We start from the raw sequence: 22,497 nt of genomic DNA on the forward strand, positions 1-22,497 counted from the left end.
TTATTTTTCGTACATTAAATATCTAAAATTAAACAAAAACATGGGAAAAGGAGACAAAAAAACAAAACGAGGTAAAATACATAAAGGGACTTTTGGGACTAAACGTCTTAAAATAAAAAAACGTCCGCGTACCGAAGATAAAATAAATATTTCTAAAAAACCTAAAGTTTAATTAGCGAGTAAATACCAATTCGTGTTCTGATGATAACGTTTCACTATAACCGTAATTTTCGGCAGTAAAGGCTTTTAAATCATCTACAGTTTGTGCATTAGTTTCTACAATAAATCGCGCCATTAAACCTCTTGCTAATTTTGAGAATATAGCGATTACCTTATGCTTTCCGTTTTTAAACTCTAAGAATTTAATATGAGTTACAGGAACTTTTAATGCTTTGGTATCAATAGCTTTAAAATATTCATTACTAGCCAAATTAACAAACACCTCATCATCTTTTAATTCATTATTAAGTGATGCGGTTAATTGTGTTTTCCAAAATTCATATAAATTTTTATTTTTTCCTACGGGGAATTTTGTGCCCATTTCCAAACGGTAAGCCTGTATTAAATCTAAAGGTTTTAGTATTCCGTAAAGTCCAGAAAGAATACGTACTGTATTTTGAAGATCTTCAATTTTTTCTTCGGAAATTGTATAAGCACCTAATCCGCGATACACATCTCCGTTAAAAGCATAAACTGCTGGTCTTGCATTTTCTTTTGTAAATGGTAAGTTCCATTCTTGATTACGCTCGTAATTTAACTGTCCTAAATTATCCGAAATACGCATTAACTGCGATAATTCTTTTGCAGACTGTTTTTTTAAAAGTGTACTAATTTTCTTAGATTCTTTTAAAAAAGAGGCTTCTGTAGCTTGGTCTGTTGGTAATTTACTATCTAAATCTAAAGATTTTGCTGGAGATATAACAAGTTTCATAATCTGGTGTCTTTAGGGCAAATTTACAAGGAGTTTATTATAAAATAGCGTTTTGAAATTCTTATATTATTATCTCAGTATAGCTAAAAACTATACTGAGATAATTTACTATTCCATTTCTTGATGTTTAGAATACTGTTTCCATTTTTCAATACACAATTGCATATCAGTAGGAATATCTGTATTAAAACGCATAAATTCTCCTGTTGCAGGATGCTCAAAACCTAGTGTTTTTGCATGTAGCGCTTGTCTTGGTAAGACTTTAAAGCAGTTATCAACAAATTGTTTATACTTACTAAATGTAGTTCCTTTTAAGATACGCTCTCCTCCGTAACGTTCGTCATTAAATAAGGTGTGCCCAATATATTTCATATGTACACGAATTTGATGCGTACGTCCGGTTTCTAACTTACAGGTTAATAAAGTAACGTAACCTAAACGCTCAAGTACTTTATAATGTGTAACGGCAGGTTTTCCTTTATCAATATCATCACCTGTATAAACTGTATTTTGAAGTCTATTTTTTGGATGACGACCAATATGACCATCAACTGTACCTTCATCATCTTCAACATTTCCCCAAACAATAGCAACGTATTCGCGCTCACTTGTTTTATTGAAAAATTGTTTTGATAAATGTGCCATCGCCTGTTCGGTTTTGGCAACCACTAAAAGTCCACTAGTATCTTTATCAATACGGTGTACTAATCCTGGGCGTTCACTAGAGTTGATTGGTAAGTTATCAAAATGAAATATTAGGGCATTAATTAATGTCCCCGAATAATTCCCGTGACCTGGATGCACAACCATTCCTGCTGGTTTATTAACTACCAATAATGTATCATCTTCATACACAATATCCAAAGGAATATCTTCTGGTGTTAATAAATTCTCGTAAGGAGGATGCGCAAAAAGCACACGTATTTTATCAAACGGTTTTACTTTATAATTTGATTTTACAGCAATATCGTTAACAAAAATGCTTCCGTTTTTTGCTGCTGCCTGAATTTTACTACGCGTTGCGTTTTCAATAAAATTCATTAAATATTTATCTATTCTAAGAGGCTGTTGCCCTTTTACTGCAGTAAATGAATAGTGTTCATACAAATCGCTATCTGTATCTTCAATTGGTGTATTCTCGTCTGTCATCATTAATTTCTGCGGTTTCCGTTACCTAATACTAAATCTATTTTAGTAGTTAGCGGTAACATATCACCGGCTTTTATGGTTTCGCCATTATATTTTATGGCTATAACTTCGTCTTTTCCAAGATCATCAATATAAGTTGTTTTACCTACTTTAAAACCCAAGGCTTCAAGTGTAGGTTTTGCTTGCCTGAATGTACGGCGTTCAATATTTGGCACTGCAACTTTACGATATCCCGAAGGGTTTATAATCAAGTATATTTTTCTGTTTTCTTTCACCTGAGTTCCTGCTAAAGGATATTGCTCAATCACAGAAAATTTTGGGTATTTTGGATTAAAATTTGCCGAGTCTTGTATTTCCATCGCTAAACTTTTATCGTTCAACTCAATTTGTACGGTCTCTAAAGATTTTCCTGCTAAATCTGGTACTTCTATAAATTCGCCATGATTTGTTGTACTAGACAACCATTGCAACATTAAAAAACAAAAAATCACTACAGCGATAACTGCAAGTACTAATTGTTTAAAAAACACTTTACTGGTAAGAAATTTTATGATACTCATGTAACAATATTAAGTTAGGGCAAATATATAAAAACTCTAAGGTTTTTTCTTTTGCTTTAATGTGCTATTTTAGCTTTACTTTTAATAGGTACGTTTTATTATTGATTTTAGATGATAATCGTATTAAAATAACATATATTTCTACCGGTTTTAAAACCTTTAAATTTATCTCATGAAAAAAAATATTGCCATCATAATGGGAGGTTATTCTAGTGAATACGAAATCTCTTTAAACAGCGGACAAGTTGTATATGAAACACTTGATACCGTAAAATATAACGCTTACAAAATTCATATATTTAAAGATAAATGGGTTTGTGTTACCGATGACAATACTGAAATTCCTGTAGATAGAAATGATTTTTCAATAATTGAAAATAACCAGAAAATAAATTTCGATTGTGTATTTAATGCCATTCATGGAACTCCTGGAGAAGATGGTTATATGCAAGGTTATCTAGAGTTATTAAATATTCCGCATACAAGTTGTGGGATGTACCAAGCTGCTCTAACCTTTAACAAGAGAGATTGTTTAAGCGCGTTAAAACCTTACGGAATACTTACAGCAACCTCTTATTTTGTAAATTTAGGAGATACCGTTAATGAAGATGAAATTATAGCTAAAGTTGGCTTACCGTGTTTTGTAAAGGCTAATAAAGCTGGAAGTAGTTTTGGGATTAGTAAAGTGTACAAAAAAGAAGAGTTTAAAAAGGCACTTGAAATTGCATTTAAAGAAGATGACGAAGTTATTATTGAATCTTTTTTAGATGGCACCGAAGTTTCTGTTGGTGTAATTACCTATAAAGGTGAAATTATTGTACTGCCAATTACCGAAATTGTAAGTAACAATGACTTCTTTGATTATAAAGCGAAATACTTAGGAGAATCTCAAGAAATTACTCCTGCCCGTTTAACCGAAGATCAAGAGCAAAAAGTAAGATCACTCGCTAAAAAAGTATACACCGTTTTAAAAATGAAAGGTTTTAGCCGAAGTGAATTCATTTTTAAAGATGGAGAACCTCATTTATTAGAAGTAAACACAGTTCCTGGTCTTACAAAAGCAAGTATCTTACCACAACAAGCTGCAAAAGCAGGTATAAGTATGAGTGATTTATTTGAAAATGCTATTGAAGAGTCTTTAAAATAAAAAAATGTAATTTTAATTTATGAAACGAGCAATATTCCCTGGATCTTTTGATCCAATAACTTTAGGACATTATGATATTATAAAAAGAGGTATTGAACTTTTTGATGAAGTTATAGTAGCTATTGGTATTAATGCCGATAAAAATTACATGTTTACACTTGAAGAGCGTCAAAAATTTATTGAAGAAGCTTTTAAAGATCAACCAAAAGTAAAAGTGACAACCTACAAAGGGTTAACTATTGATTTTGCAAGAGAGATTGATGCCGAATTTATACTTAGAGGTTTACGTAATCCTGCAGATTTTGAATTTGAAAAAGCCATTGCACATACCAATAGAAAGCTTTCTAAAATAGAAACAGTCTTTTTACTAACCTCATCGAGAACATCGTTTATATCGTCATCTATTGTCAGAGATGTACTAAGGAATAATGGAGATTACACCGTATTAGTTCCAGACAGCGTAAGAGTGAAATAAGTTTTTTTGAGAACTGAAAAACAAAAAAAGTGTCAGAATTAAACTGTAGTAACACAGATTTAATTGACTGACACCTTTTCTAAAAATTGATTAATAGCCTTACTAATATATAGTTATTTACTGTTAACATTACTTTTTTTCGACTAATAGCATCAAAACAAGATTAAACGTAACTACTTAATAATTAGAATAAAACAATTTTTAAAATATAAAAAAAGATATATTACTTTAAAAAATCCTTAAAAGATAATACTAGGAAATTGAAGTTGAAGTTTTTTCTGTTTCTCTTTTAAATTCTTAAGAAACTTTTGATGTGCTTCTGAGTTTGAATTAAACGGGCGATGTAATAACCCTTTTTGAATGTTCTCAACCGTTTCAAGTGTTTTTAGGGTTTCTTTAGCTAACCAAACTGAAGTAAATTTTTCCCATATATAACTTACAGCCACCTCATTGGGGTGTAACATATCGGCTTTATAAAAACGATAGTCACGCAACTCGTCTAACATAATTTCGTAAGACGGGAAATAATGTGAATTCTGGCTTTTTTTAACCTTTAAAACTTTATGAATAGCAGTAATTAAATGTGATTTACTTTGAGAATTTTCAATAAAACCATCTTTTATGTGACGCACAGGAGATACTGTAAAAATCACCTTTGCATTTGGATTAAACTGTGTAATTACAGCAATACTATTTTGTAACGATTGCGAAATTCTATCTACAGAAAGTAATTCTTTATCAAATTCCTTTTGTAGAACTTTATGACAATTTGCTACAATAGCATGAGATACTTTATGCTTATAAACCCAAGCTGTTCCTAAAGTAATCACAACATGTGTTGCTGTTTTTAAATATAAATTTAATAACTGTACTTGAGTATTTAAACTATCAATTAATTCGGTTTTTGAAGTCGCGCTTAATTTAGAATGTGCTTGATAACAATGCCATTGTTCATTTTTAAAAAACACATCATCATCGCTATATACTTTTTGATTAGCAGTATTGGTTAATAATTCTTCAATAGCTAATGGATGAAATAATATCCCAAATGGGTTTTGAAGGTTTTGAAATTTATAATAGTTTAACTTCTCCCCTATATTTTCGACAAAACAAGACCCAAACAGCGCTATTTTAGAGTGATAATCTATTGGAGAATCAGCAACTATTTTTAACGGTATTTGGGTTTGTAATTTCATTTTATGTATTTCTGAAAAAATCAGATTTCTAACCTAGATATTGTTTAGCAGCTTCTAATGCAGCGTTAATTCCGTCGGCATTTTTACCTCCAGCAGTTGCAAAAAATGGTTGTCCACCTCCACCTCCGTGAATATGTTTTCCTAATTCTCTAACTATTTGACCTGCATTTAAGCCTTTATCTGCCACAAGTTCTTTTGAAACATAGCATGATAATAAAGCTTTTCCTTCATTTTCAACAGCAAATAATAAAAACAAGTTAGTAAACTGGCTTCCTAATTCAAAACACAAATCTTTAATTCCGGCAGCATCTAGATCTATTTGTTTTGCTAAAAATTGAATTCCGTTAACTTCGGTTAATTCATTTTTAAGCTCTCCTTTTAAGTTTTTAGCTTTATCTTTTAATAAACCTTCTATTTGCTTTTTAAGACTTGTATTTTCATCTTGTAAATTCTGAAGCACTTTTACAGGTTCTTTTGTATTATTAAGCATTCCTTTTATACTCATAAATGCTTTATTACTATCTTCAAAATAACCTTTCACAGCATCATTAGTAATCGCTTCAATACGTCTAATTCCTGAAGCAACAGCGCCTTCAGATACAATTTTAAAATACCAGATATCTCCAGTGTTTTTAACATGCGTTCCTCCACATAATTCTATAGACTGTCCAAAACGAATAGCTCTCACTGTATCACCATATTTCTCACCAAATAAGGCCATAGCACCATCATTTACGGCTTGCTCCATAGTGATACTACGTTGTTCTTGTAATGGTAATTTACCTGCAATTCTAGCATTTACAAAATTTTCAACTTCTTGTAATTCTTCTGTCGTTAATTTTGAAAAATGAGAAAAATCAAATCTTAAATATTTTGAATGTACTGCAGATCCTTTTTGCTCTACGTGAGTTCCTAAAATATCACGTAAAGCTTGGTGTAATAAGTGTGTTGCTGTATGATTACATTCTGTTCTGTGACGTTGCTTACTATCAACTACAGCTTTATGTGTTTCGTTTATATGCTTTGGTAAATTTTTTACAAAGTGAATTACCACATTATTTTCTTTTTTGGTATCTAAAACATACACCACATCTCCGTGTGCACCTTCTAGATAACCTTTATCTCCTACTTGTCCTCCGCCTTCTGCATAAAATGGAGTTAAGTTAAATACCAATTGGTACATATCTCCATCTTTTTTAGAAGTTACTTTACGGTAACGTGTAATTTTCACATTAGCTTCAAGTGCATCGTATCCAATAAATTCTTGAACGTCATCTTCAATTAAAACAGTCCAATCATCGGTACTCATTTCACTTGCAGCACGCGAGCGTTTTTTCTGTTTATCTAAATGTTCTTTAAACCCTTTTTCATCTAGTTTCAATCCTTTTTCTGAAAGAATTAAAGCCGTTAAATCTATAGGGAATCCATAAGTATCATACAATTCGAAAGCTTTTTCTCCCGAAACCGTATCTCCTTTTGTATTTGCTACAATAACATCTAAAAGTACTAATCCTTGATCTAGAGTTCTTAAAAAAGAAGCTTCTTCTTCTTTAATTACGTTTTCAATTAATTGCTTTTGAGCTTTTAATTCAGGGAAAGCTTCCCCCATTTTTTTACTCAATACATCAACCAAACGATATATGAAAGGTTCTTTTTGATCTAAAAATGTAAAACTATAACGAATGGCACGACGTAAAATTCGTCTTATTACATAACCTGCTCCTGTATTACTTGGTAATTGTCCGTCTGCAATTGAAAAAGCAACGGCACGTACGTGATCTGAAATTACACGAATAGCAACATCTATTTTTTCATCCTTTTCGTAATCTTTCCCAGTAATGGTTTCAATTTCTCTAATGATTGGTGTAAAAACATCAGTATCATAATTACTCTGTACGTTTTGTAATACCATACATAAACGTTCAAATCCCATACCAGTATCAATATGTTTATTTGGTAAATTATCTAGAGAGCCATTAGCTTTACGGTTGTATTGCATGAAAACTAAGTTCCATATTTCAACAACATGCGGATGATCCATGTTTATTAAATCTGCTCCAGGAACTTTAGCTTTTTCTTCTGCCGAACGAATATCAACATGAATTTCACTACAAGGGCCGCATGGTCCTTGCTCTCCCATTTCCCAGAAGTTATCTTTTTTATTCCCCATCAAAATGCGATCTTCAGAAATAAATTCTTTCCAAATATCATAAGCTTCTTGATCCATTGCTGTTCCATCTTTTTTATCACCTTCAAAAACGGTAACATATAAGATATCTTTATCAATTTTAAAAACTTCGGTTAATAACTCCCAAGCCCAAGCGATAGCTTCTTTCTTAAAATAATCGCCAAAACTCCAGTTACCTAACATTTCAAATAAGGTATGATGATAGGTATCATAACCTACTTCTTCCAAATCGTTATGTTTTCCAGAGACACGCAAACATTTTTGTGAATCTGAAATACGAGTATTTTTTGGTTCGGCATTTCCTAAAAAGTATTCTTTAAAAGGCGCCATCCCCGAGTTAACAAACATCAAGGTTGGGTCATCTTTTAACACCATTGGTGCAGATGGCACGATGCTATGTTGCTTATCTTCAAAAAACTTTAAAAACTTTGAGCGTATATCTTGAGATTTCATGGACTTATATTAATAATCTTGTTTCTGTTAAATTACTTTTAATGCGAAACAATTTTTATATTTGTTCGTTTGCATATCAGTTTAAAGACAAATAACGGTCTTTTTCTGTTGCAAAAATAGTATAAATTAGATAATGAGTAAGGTAAAATATTATTACGATTCCGAAACGCTTTCTTATCGCAAGATTGAACGCAAAAAAACAACAACATTTAAGTACTTAATGATGTTTGTTTTGGCGTCTGCACTTTTTGGATTTTTGTTTGTTTTTATAGCAAGCCAATTTATTGAATCTCCTAAAGAACGTGAACTCGCTAGAGAGTTACATCACATGGAACTTCAGTACCAGTTACTGAACAAAAAAATGCTTGAAGCACAGTCTGTACTTGCAAATATTGAAGAACGAGACAACTCTATATACAGGTTATATTTTGAAGCCAACCCTATTCCTGAAGAACAACGCAAAGCAGGATTTGGTGGTATAAACCGCTATAAAAATTTAGAAGGTTTTGATAATTCGAAATTAATTATTGAAAGTGCTAAAAAAATGGATATCCTTCAAAAACAACTCGTAGTGCAATCAAAATCTTTAGATGAAATTGCAGTATTAGCAGAAGATAAAGAAAAATTTTTAGCAGCAATACCAGCTATTCAACCTGTAAACAACGAAGATTTAACGCGTATGGCATCTGGTTATGGTTATAGAACCGATCCATTTACCAAGGTTAGAAAATTTCATTACGGAATGGATTTTACAGCTCCAAGAGGCACACCTGTTTACGCATCTGGAGATGGTGTAGTATTAAGAGCCGATAACAAATCTACAGGATATGGTAACCACATACGTATAGATCACGGTTATGGATATGTGTCATTATATGCGCATTTATACAAATACAACGTACGTGCACACCAAAAAGTGAGTCGAGGTGATTTAATTGGTTATGTAGGAAGTACCGGACGTTCTGAAGCGCCACATTTACATTATGAAGTATTTAAAGATAAAGAACGTATTAATCCTATTAATTTTTACTACGGAAACTTATCTGCAGAAGAATATGCTAACTTATTGAAAAAAGCATCTCTAGAAAATCAATCTTTAGACTAGTATTATGCATATTAACCTGCCCGAAAAACGCTACTATAATATTGGCGAAGTCGCTAAAGCTTTTAATGTAAATGCTTCTTTAATTAGGTTTTGGGAAAAAGAATTTGATGTTCTTAAACCTAAGAAAAATGCTAAAGGAAACAGAAAATTCACTCCTGATGATATAAATCATCTTAAATTTATTTATCACTTAGTAAAAGAACGTGGTTTTACGCTTGAAGGTGCCAAAACACATTTAAAAGAAGAACGCCAAAAATCTTTAACTAATTTTGAAATTATTAATAAATTAGAAGGCATAAAAGCGCAACTCATTAAAATAAAACAACAGTTGTAACATTTTACAAAAAATGACAACTAATCTATATTAAACAATCTTAAAACTCATCAACACCAACATATTATGAAAAAATGGTTACCAATAGTTATCATTGCAGTTATTGCAATAGGCTTTTACTCAAAAGGAAAAGGATTTTATAACACTGCTGTAGAATTAAATGAAAATGTAAGCGAATCTTGGGGAAACGTACAAACCTCTTACCAACGTAGAAACGATTTAATTGGTAATTTAGTAAACACGGTTAAAGGAGCTGCAGATTTTGAAAGAAACACACTAACTGATGTTATTGAAGCACGCTCAAAAGCCACTCAAACAACCATTGATCCTTCTAATATTACCCCAGAACAATTAGAGCAATTTAACAAAGCACAAGGTGGATTAAGTAGCGCTTTATCTCGTTTACTAGTTACTGTTGAAAAATATCCTGATTTAAAAAGTAATCAAAACTTTTTAAAACTTCTAGACGAATTAACAAGTACTGAAAACACAATACAAACAGCAAGAACACGCTACAACGAAACAATTAAACCGTACAATAATCACGTAAAGAAGTTTCCTAATTCACTACTTGCTGGAATATTTAATTTTGAAGGAAAACCTTATTTTGATGCAGAACCAGGTGCAGAAAAACCTGTAGAAGTTGAATTTGATTTTAACTAATAGCTATGTCTAAAATTGAAGATTTTCTTACCAAAGAAGAAGAACAAGACATCATAAATGCTATTCGTATTGCAGAAAAAAACACATCTGGAGAAATACGAGTTCATTTAGAAAAAACATCTAAAACAGCACCTTTTGATCGTGCTATTGAAGTTTTTAATTATTTAGAAATGAATAATACCGAACTTAAAAATGGTGTTTTAATATACGTTGCCGTAGAAGATAAAACCTTTGTGATTTACGGTGATAAAGGCATTAATGATGTTGTTGATGATACTTTTTGGGACGATACTAAAAATATTATACAAGCACAATTTAAACAAGGCCTCTTTAAGCAAGGTCTTGTTGACGGTATTTTAAAAGCAGGAAAAGAATTAGAAACATTTTTCCCTTGGCAACATAACGATCGTAACGAACTTTCAGATGAAATTTCAAAAGGATAAAACTCCAATATGCAATATTTAAATTACAGTATATCAACATTTATAACTAAGAATAAGCTTTATATAGCTTTAATTTTATCTCTTTTATTTTTTAATTCTTCGTTTGCACAATTTGACATTCCAGAGATTCCAAAAGAGCAAACAAGTGTTTACGATTATGCGGCACTACTTTCTACTTCAGAAAAAGAAAGTTTAGAACAAAAACTCATTAAATACTCCGATACAACTTCAACACAAATTGTTGTTGCTATTATAAAGAGTACAAAAGGTGAAAATATTGGTCTTTTAGCGCCACGTTGGGGACAAAAATGGGGAATTGGTCAAGCTAAAGAAGATAATGGTGTTTTCATTTTATTAGCTAGTGAAGACAGAAAAATATGGATTTCTCCTGGATACGGTGTGGAGCATAAATTAACAGCCGGAGTTACAGGTGAACTCACTAGAAATATTATTATCCCCCAATTTAAACGTGGAGATTATTACGCTGGATTAGACAAAGGAACCGATGCTGTTTTTGAGGTTTTAATGGGCGAATACCAAGGTAGTAGAAAAGCTACAAAAACATCAGGTTCTCCTGTTGGTTTTATATTTTTTGTAATTATAATTATTGTATTCATAATAGTTTATTCCAAAAGAAATAACAACAACGGTGGTTCTGGAGGTCATAAAAGTGGTGGTTTCAATATTCTTGATGCTATTATTTTAAGTAATATGGGACGCGGTAATCATAGTGGAGGTTCTTCATTTGGAGGCGGAAGTTTTGGTGGAGGCGGTTTCGGCGGCGGCTTTGGAGGCGGTGGTTTCTCTGGAGGTGGTGCTGGAGGAAGCTGGTAGTATTTCAATTTAAAACACAACATATATAAAAAGGTCGTTATCTATAATTTAGATAACGACCTTTTTTATTTATATAATACTTAAAAACTCTATTTAATCTAAGAAAATCATACCTCCTTCATCTTTTTCTTTTTTCCCTAGGCTATTAAATTTCCAGCTAAAACTCAGCATAAAATAGCGTTCTAAAACAGTACTTTGTCTATCTTCAATATAATTTTGCGTAGCAACTCTTGTAGCATTGGTATTCTGGTTTAATAAATCGTACGCCTTTAAGGTAATTGTAGCTTTATCATCTAACATAGAATAGGCTAAAGTAGCATTCCAAAACCAAGCACTTTTTTGAAATCCATCGGCAATACTAGGGTTATAACTATATTGTACATCATTGCGCCACTCAAAGTTTTTAGGTAAGAAAAAAGCGGTACGAATTCTTAAGTTATGAGATAGAAAATCGATATCCTCAAATGCATCGATATCATAAGTACTTTTTGAAAAATTAATACTATAGGCTGGTCTTATTTCAAGAATCCCTTTTCGCTCGTAAGTCAAATAAACTTCAGGAGAAATGCTATTTGTTTTACTTGCATATTGTACATTATTATTAAAATTGATACGCTTATTAGCATTAAAATGCCCGCCTAAACCTATTTTTACAGATTGAATAGTATCTAACTTTATTTTCTTACTATAATCCACGCCTCCATATAAAGAATGACTCCCATTTACGTTAGCATAGGTTGTACTACGTACTAAATCTTCATCAATAGTTGTTTTAGCAACCACATCATCATTAGTAATTACCCCTCCAAAATAGCTATAAAAACCGGTATCACTTTGATAATCATAAGAATTGAAACCTCCATAAATATTATGGTTTTTTTCTGGGCTAAGGTTTGGGTTTCCTACAATAATATTTAATGGATTTGACACATTTTGAAACGCTTGAAGCTGCGATAATTGTGGCGCATTATTACTTAAACGATAACTCATATAAAGTGACGTTTTCTGTGATATATTAAAGTTTAAATATGAATTTAGCTGAAGGTTCTCAAACTTGCGTTCTATATTAAATTCCGGACGTAAATTATCATCATTACTCAGCGTACGGAACAAATACTCCGCTCCTATTCTTGCCGAAAACTTGTCTTTATTATAAGAAATCGAAACGCCTGGTGTACTCTGTCTGTCTTTGTATTTAAAATCTGTACTTAAATCTTCATTAAATGCAGTATAATTTTCACCAACATCATCTCTATCTAAAGTTGTTTTAACATCGTTAGTTACTGTGTTACTATATTCGTATTTAAAGTTAAAAAATAACTCTTTGGCAATAATTGGATATCTATAAGTTACTCCCGTACTAAATACAGTTTCGTCATACGCGCCATCTGTATATTGATCTCTTATAGTTTGATCTGTAAGTACAAAATTTGGATTTGAAGGATCTGTAACATCTTCGCCATAAATATTAGCTTCGGAAGTTAAATAATCTTCGCTAGATCGTTTATTAATACTATTATTAATATTAAATCTCACATAAGCACCTTTATCACCAAATCGTTTGGTCACATTTAAGCTGTTATTAAAATTACGGGCATCACTCTCAACAAAAGAAGAAGTTTCAGACTCGTTTGTTAATACATTATCTGCGTTAAGCGAACTACTATTGCCAATATATGACGTTCTAGAATTGGCATATTTAAAAGACGGTTTTATATTGATTAAAAGTGTAGAATCTACTTCAATATCAAAAGCAGTATCAACAGAATGGCTATCATTATCACTTTTGGTTTTTGAATATGAATTACTAAAATAACGCGATTCTGGTAAAATATTTTCACGGTTAGAAATCGTTTCATTGTTTGAATCACTTCCGGAGTGAAAATAATTGATAGAGATATCTGTATTTCCACCAATAACATCGGCATAACTTAATCCTGCATTTTTAGACTTTGTTAGTCCTTGTCCGCCACCAAAACTACGGCCATCAATACTAAATGAGCCATTTCCATAAGTTGTCATTGAATTACCTCCACCAAACATCTTTCTAATTTCACCAAAACTAAAACCTGGAGAATTAATATTATTTCCACCAACAAGTATGCTTAATCTACGATCGTTATCAAACAGATTTACCATTCCGGCAGCTTCATAACGTTTATCTGTTCCGGCACCAGCTGCAACACGTCCAAAAACACCTTTATTTTTATCTTCACTAATGGTTAGATTAATGGTTTTACTTTCGCCATCGGTAGCTTCACCTGTAAAAGCTTCAGATTTAGATTTGGTATCTACCACTTGAATTTTATCAATAATATCTTTGGTTAAATTTTTTGTGGTAATGGTAGGGTCATCGCCAAAAAAGGGCTTTCCATTTACAAGAATATTACTCACTTCTTTTCCGTTCACTTTAATTTTACCTTCTTCATCAACCTCAACACCTGGAAGTTGTTTTAATAAGTCTTCAACTGTGGCATCTTTTTTAGTCTTAAAAGATTTCACATTAAACTCTAAGGTATCTTTTTTAATAGTCACCGGTGCTCGCGATGTAATAACGACCTCATCTAAAGCATTTGCAATATCAAGTGTAATAACCCCTAAATTAATTGGGGTTTCCTTAACGGAAAAAACTTTGGTATAGGCTTGAAAACCTATTGAAGATACAACAATGTTTAGTTTTTCGTCGTAAGATTCATTTTCTATTGAAAACTGCCCTTTACTATCAGAAATTGTATAAGTTACTAAACTACTATCTTTAATACGCTCTACATATACGGTTACCGACTCGAGTGGCGATTGGTCATCTCCAGCGATAATAGTACCAGATATTTTAAAAGTAGTTTGGGAAAATGAGAAGCTTGTACACAATAGCGCACAAAAAAAGAGGAATTTATTCATTTTGATTGATTTGTTGATGATTAACAGTATCAAAAAAACGAATATAATTCCTCTTTCGTATGGTATTCCTTAAAAAAACTTAAGAAATTTATAGTTTTATTATTTTTTACGCATGTAAACACTTACAGGAACACCATGAAAATCAAAGCGTTCACGTAATTTATTTTCTAAGAAACGTTTATACGGATCTTTTACATACTGCGGTAAGTTACAGAAAAACGCAAATTGTGGTTGCGGTGTTGGCAACTGCATAATGTATTTAATCTTAACAAATTTCCCTTTTAAAGCTGGTGGAGGATAATTTTCTATGATAGGTAATAACACCTCATTAAGTTTACTTGTTTTAATCTTTTTAGATCTGTTTTTGTAAACATCAACAGCTGTTTCAATAGCTTTAAAGATACGTTGCTTATTAAGCACCGAAATAAATACTACTGGCACATCTGTAAAAGGAGCCATTTCTTTTTTAATTCTTTTCTCAAATTCTTTAACGGTATTAGTATCTTTTTCTACTAAATCCCATTTATTAACTAACACAACAATTCCTTTTCTGTTACGTTCAGCAAGCCAGAAAATGTTTTGTACTTGTCCGTCAAATCCACGAGTAGCATCTAGTACAACTAAACATACATCACAATGCTCAATAGCACGTACACTACGCATTACAGAATAAAACTCTAAATCTTCTTTTACTTTAGATTTACGTCTAATTCCTGCGGTATCAACAAGGTTAAATTCAAAACCAAAACGGTTATATTTTGTATCAATTGAATCTCTTGTAGTTCCTGCAATATCAGTTACGATATAACGATCTTCTCCAATTAAAGCATTTATAAATGAAGATTTCCCAGCATTTGGGCGACCAACAACTGCAAATCTTGGCAAGTCATCAACCTCTTCCTCTTCAACAGTTTCTGGTAAAGCTTCAACAAGCGCATCTAATAAATCACCTGTTCCACTACCATTAATACTGGCAACTGTATAATATTCACCAAGTCCTAATGAGTAAAACTCAACAGCATCTTCGGCACGTTTACCGTTATCTACTTTGTTTACTACAAGAAAAACTGGTTTAGTTATTTTTCTAAGTAATTTGGCAACATCCTCATCCATTCCTGTAACACCAGACTCAACATCTACCATAAAAATGATAGCATCTGCCTCTTCGATAGCTAATTCTACTTGCTTATCAATTTCTGTTTCAAAAACATCATCACTTCCTTTAACGTACCCACCTGTATCAATTAATGAAAATTCTTTTCCGTTCCAATCACTTTTTCCGTAATGTCTATCTCTTGTTACACCACTAACGGCATCAACAATGGCTTCTCTACGTTGAATTAAACGATTAAAGAATGTAGACTTCCCCACATTTGGGCGTCCTACTATGGCTACTATGTTACTCATAATTATAAATTGTATGCAGAATACGCAAAAACTTAATTATTAAAATTGTATTCCGAAATATTTTGCAAAAATAAGAAATATACTTAAGGAACTCTCTTTTTTATCGAAGATTAGTTGACTGTTTTCTATTTTGAAAAAAAAGATTAACTTTCATCTTATAAAAAACTACTAATGGCATTACCAAATGATATTGTTTTAAGACCGCGTTTTGAAATAGAATTACCCGAAAGTAATCAACATATTTTAACACATTTTGAAACTTTAAAAACTACTCAATCCCAATTCATTTTACATAGAATTGACGACCATGTGTTTATTAAGTTCCCGAAGATAGAACAGCATTTTTGGTCACCTCAACTACACTTAAGAGTAAATGAAGTAGATAAAAACACCTGTGTTATTCATGGATTATTTGGCCCAAGCTCATCGGTTTGGACCTTATTTATGTTTTTGCACTTTTTAGTAGCAGTGCTATGTATTGGTTTTGGGGTTTGGGCGTATACCAACTGGAGATTACACAACAATTTTTCAATACAATTACTTGTTGTTGCACTAATGCTTATCACTTGGGTAGTATTATATCTTGCCGGCAGAATGGGAAAAGCTACCGGACACGACCAAACCGAACAACTGTTTAAGTTTTTAAAAGAGGCTATTAACCGTTAATTATTTTTGGTTATATCCAAAACGTTTTAACTGATTAGCATTTGAACGCCAGTTTTTATTCACCTTCACATATAGCTCTAAGTGAACTTGTTTCCCAAAAAAGATCTCTAAATCTTTACGAGCTTCAATTCCTACACGTTTTAATGCGGTTCCTTTATGCCCAATTATAATTCCTTTTTGAGTCTCACGCTCTACCATAATTACAGCACGCATTCTAATAATCTTTTCTTCTTCAAAAAATTCTTCGGTATCTATTTCTACAGCATACGGAATTTCTTTCTTGTAGTGCATTAAAATTTTCTCTCTAATCTTTTCGTTTACAAAAAAACGTTCTGGTTTATCTGTTAACTGATCTTTAGGATAAAATGGTGGTGAATCTGGAAGTAACTCAATAATTTTATCGAATACTTCTTTTACTTGAAAACCTTCTAACGCTGAAATTGCAAAAATTTCGGCATTTGGTACTTTTAAAGCCCAAGATTGTACTTGCTCTTCTAGTTGTTGTTGATCTGATTTATCAATCTTATTCAACAGTAATAATACAGGAATTTTAGAATTGGTAATTTTATTAAAAAACGCTTCGTCTTTTAATTCTGTTTCACCAATTTCAACCATGTAAACTAATACATCTGCATCATCAAAAGCCGACTTTACAAAATCCATCATAGATTCTTGCAACTCGTATGCTGGTTTAATTATTCCTGGAGTATCAGATAAAATAACCTGAAAATCGTCACCATTAACAATTCCTAAAATTCTATGGCGTGTTGTTTGTGCTTTGGAAGTAATAATAGATAACTTTTCACCTACAAACGCGTTCATAAGTGTTGATTTCCCTACATTAGGATTTCCGATAATATTTACAAAACCTGCTTTGTGATTCATATTGTACTGTAATTATCTGTTTAAAATAGACCTTGCAAAATTAAGATAATATTTCTGTATCTGTATCATAAGCGCATTTATATTGTTAGCTATTATCAATTATGCGCTTAAACAACACTAAAAAAGCGTAACAACCTGAGTTATTACGCTTATTATAGGTCTTAATAACAAGAGTTGCTATTAAGGTGTTATTTGTTTATTTATTCGACATAAATAATTTTACTACGTTCCGAAATTCCGTTTTCATTAAACGTTTCAACTTGCATGTAGTAAGATTGATCGGTGGTTAATGCGCGTAATTCATAATTAGGTTCACCATACATTAATGCTGATAAATTTAATTGTTCTTTTGAAATTCCCCAGTAAATTACATATCCTGTTGCATCCTCAACAGCATCCCAAGTTAGGTTTGCGTTACGTCTGTCTGTATCTCGTTTTACTTCAAAATTAGGCGGTGTTACTGGTTTAGTTTCTTGCCCTTTTCCAAAGACTCTAAATTCTGAAATTGATAAATAATTATTAGAACAATACACATGATTGTATCTTATGTATCTAGCTTCAGCAGGAGTTTTTAGTTCAATATACGCATGTGGCATATCTTTTTCATTTTTAGAATAATCTGCAATAGTTTTCCATGTTTTTCCATCTAAAGATCCTTCAATTACAAACTGCTGTTTTAAACCTTCTGGTCTTCCGTAGATATCACTATTAAAATCTTGAAAATTGATTTGAACCGCATTAACATCCATTGGTTTTTCTAAATCTACTTGTACATAAATAGAATCATTATTTGCTTCGGAAACCCAATATGAACGGATTTCTTCGTCATTAATTTTAGCAATATCAAACTCTCTAATTTGACCTAACATATAACCCGTATCACTTTCGTCAACCACGTTAATTTCTTTAGTTACTAAAGGAGAATTTGTTGTTACTGGTTTGTTGTATGATAATAACATCCAACCTGTAAAACGTTCTTTATGCGCATCTACTTTAGTATCTGGTAAAAAGTGAGGATAATCGCCATAAGCGGTATTGACATACATTTGTCCGTTATCTTCAAAACCTGCTGGATACATTCCAATACGGCGTTCAAACTTATAATTTACAGAAATTGCCATGGTTGAATAATGCCAATAATTTCCGTTGTTATCTTTTACTGTACTTCCGTGACCAGATCCTTTTAAAAATCCACCTGGTTTGTATGAGATAGGATTGTAAGCAGCATATTCAAATGGGCCAAACGGACTTTTACTTGTGTAAACACCATCGGCATACACATTCCATTGAGTTCCTGGAGCACCATATTCTAAATAATAAGTATCCTTGTGTTTCATCATCCAAGGTCCTTCTAAATATGGCTTAATATCCGATTTATGATCTTGCCCAAAACGTTCCCATCCATTTTTTTCTGGCTGTAAACTAAATAGATCTTTCTGCTCCCCTTTAGGTACATAATAATTATCGGCATCCAATTCAACTACACGAATTGGCCACTCGTTTGAAGATTCTTCGTATAAATAAACTTTACCGTCATCATCAACAAATAAATCTGGATCTTGAATCCCTCCCGGAGGGTTTAAAACGGCGTAATTAGTTTTCCAATCACCCAATTCTGGATTATCAGTTTCTATAATTGGTCCGCGTCCTGAAGGATCTCCATACAAAATCACTTTCCCATCTTTTACTGCTGCTGCCGGGGCATTACTTCCTTTAAAATACCAGTTTTGAGGTGTGATAAACGTCCAATTACTCATATCATCACTCATCCAATAACCGTGAGAACGTGTGACAAACATGTAGTATTTCCCTTTAAAATTCACAATAGCAGGATCTGCTCCAGAACGATATGATACTTTATTTTCTGCGCGATAATGCGACATATATGAATAATCAATATCGATAGGATTACAATAGGTTTGGAACTCTTTTTTAGCAGTTTTTGCTGTGGATGCTACAGATAACTCCTCACTCTTTTTGCCTTCTGTATTACAAGACAATAAAAGCACAGAAAGTAATGTTATTGGTAGTATTTTCATTCGTTTAGTTTTAGTAGTAATAACTATATTATCTTTTTTTCTTCGAAATTTTAAAGCGTCAATTTAAACGTCTTCATTGCTTTTACAGCTGAATCTGTTCCAATAAACACCTGAAATTCTCCTGGTTCTGCTACAAACTCTAAACTTGTATTATAGAATTTTAAATCTTCGGCAGTTAATGTAAAAGTGACTGTTTTAGTTTCTCCTTTTTCTAATTCTATCTTCTGAAATCCTTTAAGTTCTTTCACTGGTCGTGTTGCAGAACCTACTAAATCTCTAGTATATAATTGCACAACTTCTTTTCCATCATAATCACCAGAATTTGTCACCTCAACAGAAGCTTCAATACTACCATCCATAGTCATGGTTTCTTTACTTAATGTGATATCACCATAAGTAAATGTGGTATAACTTAATCCGTATCCAAAAGGAAATAAAGGTTCATTACGAACATCTAAATAGTTACTTCTGAATTTCTCAAAATTACCCTCTTCATTTCCTAATGGACGTCCTGTATTTTTGTGGTTGTAAAAAATTGGCACTTGCCCAACATTCATTGGAAAGGTTGCTGTTAATTTCCCTGAAGGATTAACGTCACCAAATAACACATCTGAAATTGCTAAACCAGCTTCACTTCCAGGAAACCATACATTTAATATGGCATCTGCTTTTTCATTTTCTTCGGTAATTGCTAATGGTCGTCCAGTAAATAAGACTACAACTACAGGTTTTCCTGTTTTTAATAAGGCATTTAATAAATCTTTTTGAGCTTGAGGAATTTGAAGATTAGTAACACTACTACTCTCTCCACTTAACTCGGCAGTTTCACCAATTGCAGCCACAATAACATCAGATTTTTTAGCAATAGCTAATGCTTCATCTAATAATTGTTTGTCTGTTTTATCATCTCTAGGAATATCTTTTCCAAACATGGTCACACGTTTTTCGTAAGCTAAATCATAATCTACATGACTTCCTTTAGCATATAAAATAGTAGCTTTATCACCTGCAACGGTTTTTAATCCTTCTAATAACGGATTAGATTTTTCTTGTTTTGTAGCCACACTCCAAGTTCCTGCCATATTAACTGCCGTATTTGCTAACGGACCAATTAAAGCAATAGTTCCTTCTTTTTTAAGTGGTAAAAGTTGATTATTATTTTTAAGTAATACTGTAGATTCTGCTCCTACTTTTCTTGCAAAAGCTCTACTTTCATCTGTAAAAATTTCTTTTGCAGGTCTGCTTTCATCACAATATTTATAAGGATCACTAAATAGTCCTAATTGAAACTTTGCTGTTAACATACGTCTTACAGCGTTGTCAATTTCTCCAACAGACACTTGACCTTCTTCAACAGATTTTTGAAGTGTTGTTAAAAACCCTTCACCAACCATATCCATATCAACACCAGCTTTTAAAGCTAAAGCTGAAACTTGTTGTAAGTCTCCCATTCCGTGGGCAATCATTTCGTTAATTCCGGTGTAATCGGTAACTAAAAACCCATTAAACCCCCAATCTTCTCTAAGTAAATCTGTAAGTAACCATTTATTTCCTGTAGCTGGCACACCATCAATTTCATTAAAAGATGCCATTACAGATCCTACACCTGCATCAATAGCAGATTTATAAGGCGGTAAATACTCGTTATACATACGCACTCTACTCATATCAACCGTATTGTAATCTCTACCAGCTTCTGGTGCTCCATAAAGTGCAAAATGCTTTACACAAGCCATAATGGTATTGTTCAATGTTAAATCGTCACCTTGATATCCAGTAATCATGGCTTCGGCGATTTCCCCACCTAAATACACATCTTCACCTGAACCTTCCGAAACACGTCCCCAACGTGGGTCTCTAGAAATATCAACCATTGGAGAGAATGTCCAGTTTATCCCGTCGGCACTTGCTTCAATAGCGGCAATTTGGGCTGTTTTTTTAATCATATCCATATCCCAAGATGCAGATAATCCTAACGGAATTGGAAATGTGGTTTCGTAACCATGAATCACATCCATTCCAAAAATCAATGGAATTTTAAGTCGGCTTTTTTCAACCGCTATTTTCTGAATATCTTTAATACTTGATACTGTTTTAATATTGAAAAGTCCACCAACAAGGCCTTTTTCAATCTTACCTCCAATATCTGAATTGGTAGCTTGTCCGGTTGTAAATTGTCCTGCACTTGGTAAATTAAGTTGTCCAATTTTTTCTTCAAGTGTCATTAAATCTAAAATAGAATCCACTTGTTTTTCAAAAGGGTTAGCACTTTTTGCTACCGTTTTCATATCAGCCTCTGAATTGCAAGACAAGTTAAGAAGTGCTGCTATTGATAAAATAAATACGATTTGTTTGTTCATTGTTTAGTGTTTTGATTTAGAGAATAACCAGGTTAATAATTCAGGTTCCGCAAATGCCGAATCCCAACTATTGTGATTATCATCTGCATATAATGTAAAATTTGGGGTACCGCCTGCTTTTAAATAAGCGCTTATCATGTTTAGTGATAATTGCGGATTTACTACATCGTCTTTTGCGCCGTGAAACGACCAAAGTGCTGTAGAGTTTGCGTAAAGTTTTGCTGTTTCGGGATTACCGCCACCGCAAATAGTTATGGCTGCTGCATATCGGTTAGGTTGTCTGTATAATATTTCAAAAGTTCCCATGCCACCCATTGATAATCCTCCAACATATATTTGATTGGTATTTACAAAAGCTTTTTCAGAAAATTCATCCATAAGTTCCATGACTAATTTCATAGATGTGGTTAGTTTGTTTTCTAACGGAAAAGTAATTCCAATAGGTTTTGTCGTTCTATCAATATCTGCACTTGCCCAATAATCATTTTTAGGACACTGCGGAAAAATCACAATCGCAGGAAAATTAGTTCTGTTTTCTTCATTTAAAAACAGTTGACTTCCGTGCGTTAACTGACTTGTATTATTATTTCCGCGTTCACCAGCGCCATGTAAAAATAATACTACAGGATAGGTTTTACTTTCTGAAAAATCTTTTGGCAACAACATCCTGTAGTGTAAGGTATCTTGCTGCTTTATAAATATTTCTTTTGAAAACAGAGAGGTATCTTGAGCTATTGCAAAGCATGACATCAAAAATAACACGG

At 32.6% G+C, this 22,497-nt stretch carries 20 protein-coding genes; 9 read left to right on the forward strand and 11 right to left on the reverse strand.

Features of this window, described 5'->3' with window-relative positions; genetic code table 11:
- Positions 1-40: 40 nt before the first annotated feature.
- On the forward strand, positions 41-172 hold the full coding sequence (locus ACU4C5_RS02635) for a 30S ribosomal protein THX (protein ID WP_446845504.1): 132 nt from the start codon (positions 41-43) through the stop codon (positions 170-172).
- On the opposite strand, the gene yaaA is transcribed toward ACU4C5_RS02635, so the two are convergent.
- From yaaA to ACU4C5_RS02650, 3 genes are all read right to left on the reverse strand, one after another.
- The gene (yaaA, locus tag ACU4C5_RS02640; protein WP_446845505.1) at positions 173-931 is read right to left on the reverse strand and encodes a peroxide stress protein YaaA; all 759 of its coding nucleotides are present in this window, start codon (positions 929-931) and stop codon (positions 173-175) included.
- Between the two features lie 108 nt (positions 932-1,039).
- Entirely contained in the window at positions 1,040-2,080 is a 1,041-nt protein-coding gene (locus ACU4C5_RS02645; RefSeq protein WP_446846417.1) for an RluA family pseudouridine synthase, read from the reverse strand.
- A 2-nt stretch (positions 2,081-2,082) separates the two neighbouring features.
- Positions 2,083-2,640 carry a PASTA domain-containing protein gene (locus ACU4C5_RS02650; protein ID WP_446845506.1) on the reverse strand — a complete coding sequence of 186 codons (558 nt, stop codon included), beginning with the start codon at positions 2,638-2,640 and terminating at the stop codon, positions 2,083-2,085.
- 172 nt (positions 2,641-2,812) lie between these two features.
- Between ACU4C5_RS02650 and ACU4C5_RS02655 the strand changes: the two genes are divergently transcribed.
- Both ACU4C5_RS02655 and coaD read left to right on the forward strand, forming a co-directional pair.
- The gene (locus ACU4C5_RS02655; protein ID WP_446845507.1) at positions 2,813-3,787 is read left to right on the forward strand and encodes a D-alanine--D-alanine ligase; all 975 of its coding nucleotides are present in this window, start codon (positions 2,813-2,815) and stop codon (positions 3,785-3,787) included.
- Positions 3,788-3,806: 19 nt separating this feature from the next.
- A complete protein-coding gene (gene coaD / locus ACU4C5_RS02660; RefSeq protein WP_446845508.1) occupies positions 3,807-4,262 on the forward strand; it encodes a pantetheine-phosphate adenylyltransferase in 456 nt (151 codons plus the stop codon).
- Positions 4,263-4,501: 239 nt separating this feature from the next.
- Here the strand turns inward: coaD and ACU4C5_RS02665 are convergent, their stop codons facing one another.
- Both ACU4C5_RS02665 and alaS read right to left on the reverse strand, forming a co-directional pair.
- On the reverse strand, positions 4,502-5,458 hold the full coding sequence (locus tag ACU4C5_RS02665) for a GSCFA domain-containing protein (protein ID WP_446845509.1): 957 nt from the start codon (positions 5,456-5,458) through the stop codon (positions 4,502-4,504).
- A gap of 28 nt (positions 5,459-5,486) precedes the next feature.
- Complete coding sequence (gene alaS / locus ACU4C5_RS02670; protein ID WP_446845510.1) at positions 5,487-8,099, reverse strand: alanine--tRNA ligase; 2,613 nt, start codon at positions 8,097-8,099, stop codon at positions 5,487-5,489.
- Positions 8,100-8,232: 133 nt separating this feature from the next.
- Between alaS and ACU4C5_RS02675 the strand changes: the two genes are divergently transcribed.
- The 5 genes from ACU4C5_RS02675 to ACU4C5_RS02695 all read left to right on the forward strand — a co-directional run bounded on the left by ACU4C5_RS02675 (position 8,233) and on the right by ACU4C5_RS02695 (position 11,478).
- Entirely contained in the window at positions 8,233-9,204 is a 972-nt protein-coding gene (locus ACU4C5_RS02675; RefSeq protein ID WP_446845511.1) for a M23 family metallopeptidase, read from the forward strand.
- A 4-nt stretch (positions 9,205-9,208) separates the two neighbouring features.
- The gene (locus ACU4C5_RS02680; protein ID WP_446845512.1) at positions 9,209-9,538 is read left to right on the forward strand and encodes a MerR family transcriptional regulator; all 330 of its coding nucleotides are present in this window, start codon (positions 9,209-9,211) and stop codon (positions 9,536-9,538) included.
- 66 nt (positions 9,539-9,604) lie between these two features.
- Entirely contained in the window at positions 9,605-10,201 is a 597-nt protein-coding gene (locus tag ACU4C5_RS02685; protein WP_446845513.1) for a LemA family protein, read from the forward strand.
- A 5-nt stretch (positions 10,202-10,206) separates the two neighbouring features.
- Complete coding sequence (locus ACU4C5_RS02690) at positions 10,207-10,644, forward strand: TPM domain-containing protein (protein WP_446845514.1); 438 nt, start codon at positions 10,207-10,209, stop codon at positions 10,642-10,644.
- A 9-nt stretch (positions 10,645-10,653) separates the two neighbouring features.
- The gene (locus ACU4C5_RS02695; RefSeq protein WP_446845515.1) at positions 10,654-11,478 is read left to right on the forward strand and encodes a TPM domain-containing protein; all 825 of its coding nucleotides are present in this window, start codon (positions 10,654-10,656) and stop codon (positions 11,476-11,478) included.
- A 93-nt stretch (positions 11,479-11,571) separates the two neighbouring features.
- On the opposite strand, the gene ACU4C5_RS02700 is transcribed toward ACU4C5_RS02695, so the two are convergent.
- Both ACU4C5_RS02700 and der read right to left on the reverse strand, forming a co-directional pair.
- Positions 11,572-14,376, reverse strand: a complete 2,805-nt coding sequence (locus ACU4C5_RS02700) for an outer membrane beta-barrel protein (protein ID WP_446845516.1) — start codon at positions 14,374-14,376, stop codon at positions 11,572-11,574.
- Positions 14,377-14,475: 99 nt separating this feature from the next.
- Positions 14,476-15,783, reverse strand: a complete 1,308-nt coding sequence (der, locus tag ACU4C5_RS02705; RefSeq protein ID WP_446845517.1) for a ribosome biogenesis GTPase Der — start codon at positions 15,781-15,783, stop codon at positions 14,476-14,478.
- 171 nt (positions 15,784-15,954) lie between these two features.
- Between der and ACU4C5_RS02710 the strand changes: the two genes are divergently transcribed.
- Positions 15,955-16,449, forward strand: coding sequence for a GTP-binding protein (locus tag ACU4C5_RS02710; RefSeq protein WP_446845518.1), 495 nt, complete (start codon positions 15,955-15,957; stop codon positions 16,447-16,449).
- Here the strand turns inward: ACU4C5_RS02710 and era are convergent, their stop codons facing one another.
- The 4 genes from era to ACU4C5_RS02730 all read right to left on the reverse strand — a co-directional run bounded on the left by era (position 16,450) and on the right by ACU4C5_RS02730 (position 22,483).
- On the reverse strand, positions 16,450-17,334 hold the full coding sequence (gene era / locus ACU4C5_RS02715; protein ID WP_446845519.1) for a GTPase Era: 885 nt from the start codon (positions 17,332-17,334) through the stop codon (positions 16,450-16,452).
- Positions 17,335-17,534: 200 nt separating this feature from the next.
- Positions 17,535-19,373, reverse strand: coding sequence for a family 43 glycosylhydrolase (locus ACU4C5_RS02720; RefSeq protein WP_446845520.1), 1,839 nt, complete (start codon positions 19,371-19,373; stop codon positions 17,535-17,537).
- A gap of 50 nt (positions 19,374-19,423) precedes the next feature.
- The gene (gene bglX, locus ACU4C5_RS02725) at positions 19,424-21,733 is read right to left on the reverse strand and encodes a beta-glucosidase BglX (RefSeq protein ID WP_446845521.1); all 2,310 of its coding nucleotides are present in this window, start codon (positions 21,731-21,733) and stop codon (positions 19,424-19,426) included.
- A gap of 3 nt (positions 21,734-21,736) precedes the next feature.
- Positions 21,737-22,483 (reverse strand): carboxylesterase family protein, encoded by a 747-nt coding sequence (locus ACU4C5_RS02730; RefSeq protein WP_446845522.1) that lies wholly within the window; start codon positions 22,481-22,483, stop codon positions 21,737-21,739.
- Between the last annotated feature and the right edge of the window lie 14 nt (positions 22,484-22,497).

This window comes from Lacinutrix undariae (assembly GCF_052934785.1).